The sequence below is a fragment of the Amnimonas aquatica genome (genome assembly GCF_002943415.1).
Taxonomy (GTDB): domain Bacteria; phylum Pseudomonadota; class Gammaproteobacteria; order Pseudomonadales; family Moraxellaceae; genus Perlucidibaca; species Perlucidibaca aquatica_A.
Genome location: NZ_PTQZ01000147.1, coordinates 1 through 4,636, shown reverse-complemented (window position 1 = coordinate 4,636; position 4,636 = coordinate 1). Strand labels below are relative to the sequence as shown.

The window sequence follows — 4,636 nt, the reverse complement described above, 5'->3', positions numbered from 1 at the left end:
ATTGTCTGGCGTAATCAAGTCGATGCCACGGTCCGGTCTTCCTGCCGGCTCCTGTCTCTGCGCGAGGGCACCCTGACCATTGCGGCGGACAATCCCACCTCTGCCGGTCAGCTGCGCTACCTCAGTCGCATCCTCGTTCAGCAACTCCAGTGCCACGCCGAGTTCAGCGGTCTGCAACGCCTGCGCATCCTGGTCAGGCCTGCCGCACCACTGCCCCGAAACCGACAAGCAAGACCCTTGCCAAGGCTGAGCAGCGCGACTGCGAAACACCTCCGGGAGGTTGCAGACTCCCTAGGATTGGCGGAACTTAGCAAAGGACTGCGGGCCTTGGCAAGGCACGAGGATGATGAAAAAAACAGCAAAGTTTCCGACGTGGAACCATAAATGTTCCACAATTTGTCAAAATAGCGAGCGATTACAAACAGTTACAGACAGCGACCGCATGGTCGCTTTCAGTGCACCGCATCGGCCTTGATGTAGGTGATCGGCGTCAGTCCTTCGTCCGGGAAGGTGACCGTCTCCCAGGCATCGGGCTGCTCCATCATGGCGCGCAGCAGCTTGTTGTTCATGGCATGCCCCGCCTTGTAGCCCTCGTAGGCACCGAGAATGCCCGTGCCGAACAGATACAGGTCACCGATGGCGTCCAGCATCTTGTGGCGCACGAACTCGTCCTCGAAGCGCAGGCCATCCTCGTTCATGACGCCGTCATCACCGACCACGATGGCGTTGTCCATGCTGCCGCCCTTGGCCAGGTTGTTGGCGCGCAGGTACTCGATGTCGCGCAGGAAGCCGAAGGTGCGGGCGCGGCTGACCTCGTTGACGTAGGCGGTGGTGGAGAAGTCCACCGTGGCCCACTTGTGCTCGTCATGGAAAGCCGGGTGATCGAAGTCGATGGTGAAAGAGACCTTGAAGCCGTCGTAGGGCTCGAAGGCGGCGATCTTGTCGCCGTCGCGCACCTCGATGCGACGCTTGATGCGCGCGAAGCGCTTGGGCGCATCCTGCTCGACGATGCCGGCAGCCTGGATCAGGAACACGAACGGACCGGCGCTGCCGTCCATGATCGGGATCTCGGGGGCGCTGACATCGATCACGGCGTTGTCGATGCCCAGGCCCGCGAGAGCCGACATGAGATGCTCCACCGTCCCGACGCGCACGTCGTCGTCCACCACGAGGTTGGACGACATGGTGGTCTCGCGCACCAGCTCGGCACGGGCCGGCACCTCGACCGGCGGCTCCAGATCCGTGCGGCGAAACACGATTCCGGAGTCGACGGGCGCGGGTCGCAGCGTGAGATACACCTTCTCTCCGCTGTGCAGGCCGATGCCGCTGGCGCGTATGACTTGTCTGACGGTACGTTGCTTGAGCATTTGTTACAAATTATTTCCTGATTCAGGCCATCGTAACAGAGCCGTCAATTCCGCTCAATCAGCGCGTCTCAGTCCGCCTGGCGACGCAGGAAGGCCGGGATGTTGAGCAGGTTCATGTCGGTACGGCGCGGCGCCCCGTTAGCCACCTTCTGCTGACGCAGATAGGCCGGGGTGTCGAGGTCCGCATACGGATCGTGCGCGGGCTGCGGTGCCGGCTGGCCGTTGGCGACCTGCTGCACCGGCTGCTGCGCGGGCTGCTGCTGGACCGGCGCTGCGACCGGCACCGAAACCGCGGCGGCAGCCGACGGCACCAGGCTCATGCCGAGCTTGCTCTGCGCCGGACGCGCGACGCTGCTGGCCTTGGGCAGGCCGGTGGCCACCACGGTGACGCGGATCTCGTCGCCCAGGGTCTCGTCGAGGATGGTGCCGATGACCACCGTGGCACTCTCGGAGGCGAACTCGGAGACGATATCGCCGACCGTGGAGAACTCGTCCAGGCCCAGGCTGTCGTTGGCGGCGATCGACACCAGCACGCCACGGGCGCCCTTGAGCTGCACGTCATCGAGCAGCGGGCTGTGGATGGCCATTTCGGTGGCGATGCGCGCGCGCTCTTCGCCGCGGGCCGAGCCCGTGCCCATCATGGCCAGGCCCTGCTCGGACATGACCGTGCGCACGTCGGCGAAGTCGACGTTGATCACGCCCGGGTTCAGGATCATGTCGGCGATGCCCTGCACGGCGCCCTGCAGCACGTTGTTGGCGGCCTTGAAGGCATCGACCAGCGAGACCTTGCCGAGCACCTGCAGCAGCTTGCCGTTGGGGATGGTGATCAGCGAGTCGACATGGTGCGACAGCGCTTCGATGCCCTGCTCCGCCACGTCCATGCGCTTCTTGCCTTCGAACGGGAACGGCTTGGTCACCACGCCCACGGTGAGGATGCCCATCTCGCGGGCGACCTCGGCCACCACCGGCGCGCCGCCGGTACCGGTGCCGCCGCCCATGCCGGCGGTGATGAACACCATGTCGGAGCCCGACAGCGACTCGCGGATGCGGTCTCGGTCCTCGACCGCCGCCTGGCGACCGACTTCCGGGTTGGCGCCGGCACCAAGGCCGCGCGTGACGCTGTCGCCCAGGTGCAGCAGGGTCCTGGCGTTCATCTTGGTGAGCGCCTGCTTGTCGGTGTTGGCGCAGATGAAATCAACGCCCTGGACCTGGCTGTTGACCATGTGCTCGACGGCATTGCCGCCGCCGCCGCCGACGCCGATGACCTTGATGACAGCCGTGCCCAGCTCGGGCACGTTGTCCGCGAATTCGAAGATGTTCGTCATGATGTCTTTCTCCAGCCCCGGAGGGCTTCCGCCGATTTGTGTTCTCTTTTGCCGTGAAGGCATCCTGCCTCATGTATTCAGGCGGTCTCCCAGACCGCCTTTGACACCTTGCCGGCCCCGGGCCGGCTCATGATCAGAAGTTGCTGGCGAACCAGCCCTTCATCTTCTGCATCATGCTGCCGAAGCCGGCGCCGTCGCCCTGGTCGCCGCGACGGCGCACCTGGGCACCGGCACCGCTGGCCGCCAGGCGCTGCTTGCCGTACATCAGCAGGCCGATGCCGGTGGCGTAGATCGGGTTGTGCAGCAGCTCCTCCATGCCGCCCAGGCGCAGCGACTTGGGCATGCCGATGCGCACCGGCAGATGGAAGATGGACTCGGCCAGCTGCACCGCGCCCTCGATCTTGGCCGAGCCGCCGGTCATCACCACGCCGGCGGCGAGCTGGTCGGCGTAGCCGCTGCGCTCGAGCTCGTACTGCACGAGGCTGAACAGCTCCTCGTAGCGCGGCTCCACCACCGCCGCCAGGGTCTGGCGCGCCATGGTGCGGGCCGGGCGGTCGCCCATGCCGGGCACGCTCACGGTCTGCTCGGGATCGACCATCTGCGGCACCACGCAGGCGTAGCGGGTCTTGATCTCGTCCGCCGCCGGGGTCGGCGTGCGCAGGGCCATGGCGATGTCGTTGGTGACCTGGTCGCCGGCGATCGGGATCACCGCCGTGTGGCGGATGGCGCCGCGCACGAACACCGCGATGTCGGTGGTGCCGCCGCCGATGTCGATCAGGCAGACGCCCAGTTCCTTTTCATCGTCGGTGAGCACGGCGTGACTGGAGGCCAGTTGCTCGAGAATCACCTCGTCGATGTCGAGGCCGGCGCCGCGCACGCACTTCTCCAGGTTCTGCGCGGCGTTGGCCGAGCAGGTCACCATGTGGATGTGGCCTTCGAGGCGGACACCGGCCATGCCCAGCGGATTGCGGACATCGCCCTGGTCGTCGACCACGAACTCCTGCGGCAGCACGTGCAGGATGCGCTGGTCGACCGGGTTGGCGCCGGACTTGGCGGCATCGACCACGCGGTCGATGTCGGTCTGCGCCACCTCGCCGTCGCGGATGGCCACCACCGCCTGCGAGTTGCGCCCGCCGATGTGGCTGCCGGCGATGCCGATGTAGGCCGAGTGGATGCGGCAGTCGGCCATCAGCTCGGCTTCCGACACCGCACCCTGGATGGCGTCCATCATCTCGTCGATGTTGACCACCACGCCCTTGCGCATGCCGCGCGAGGGCCGGCTGCCGACACCGACGATCTCCAGGGTCTGCTCCAGCGGGTTCACCTGCCCGACCAGGCAGACGACCTTGGACGTACCGATATCGACAGCAACGATCATGGGTGCCTGTACGCTGTTGTTCGCCATGTTTTCCATCCTGGTCACCTCGGGTGACCGCCAACTGCCCTGATAAATAGTGCCCATCGCCTTGCCTCAGCCTGCCCGTCGCCAGCCGATCGCCACGCCATTGCGGTAGCGCAGATCGATGCTGGCGATGTTCGCCACTTCATTCGAAAGCTGCCTGTCGTACAGCAGCGTGAAACGCTCCAGCTTCGCCAGCGTGTCCTGGGCGTCGACCAGCACACGCACACTGCCATCCAGCGTCAGCACCCAGCTCATGCGGTCCGTCAGCTCCAGCCGGTGGATGCGCAGGCCGACGCGACGCAGCAGCGCATCCATGGCCTGGTACTGCTGCAGCACGTAACCGGCCTGCGCGCGCGGCGCCTGCAGCACCGGCAGCATGTCGGTGCCGCGCGCAGCGCGCGGCCGGAACACCTCGCCCTGCCGGCTGACCAGGCCATCGGCGCCCCAGCGCGCGACCGCCTGCTTCTCTTCGATCTCGACCCTGACGGCGTCAGGCCACTGCCGGCTGACACGCGCCGTGGCCACCCACGGGAAACGCAGCG

Annotated in this window: 5 protein-coding genes; 1 reads left to right on the top strand and 4 read right to left on the bottom strand. The window is 66.2% G+C overall.

The features are described from left to right. The coding region (locus C5O18_RS06665; protein ID WP_158249289.1) for a DciA family protein at positions 1-384 on the top strand (384 nt) is incomplete at its 5' end. Positions 385-452: 68 nt separating this feature from the next. On the opposite strand, the gene lpxC is transcribed toward C5O18_RS06665, so the two are convergent. The 4 genes from lpxC to C5O18_RS06645 all read right to left on the bottom strand — a co-directional run. Further along, the gene (gene lpxC, locus C5O18_RS06660; protein ID WP_105192587.1) at positions 453-1,367 is read right to left on the bottom strand and encodes a UDP-3-O-acyl-N-acetylglucosamine deacetylase; all 915 of its coding nucleotides are present in this window, start codon (positions 1,365-1,367) and stop codon (positions 453-455) included. A 68-nt stretch (positions 1,368-1,435) separates the two neighbouring features. Continuing rightward, positions 1,436-2,692, bottom strand: a complete 1,257-nt coding sequence (gene ftsZ, locus C5O18_RS06655; RefSeq protein WP_241146764.1) for a cell division protein FtsZ — start codon at positions 2,690-2,692, stop codon at positions 1,436-1,438. 133 nt (positions 2,693-2,825) lie between these two features. Continuing rightward, on the bottom strand, positions 2,826-4,097 hold the full coding sequence (gene ftsA, locus C5O18_RS06650) for a cell division protein FtsA (protein WP_105192585.1): 1,272 nt from the start codon (positions 4,095-4,097) through the stop codon (positions 2,826-2,828). 66 nt (positions 4,098-4,163) lie between these two features. Further along, positions 4,164-4,636: cell division protein FtsQ/DivIB (locus tag C5O18_RS06645; RefSeq protein ID WP_158249288.1), on the bottom strand; the 473-nt coding region annotated here is incomplete at its 5' end.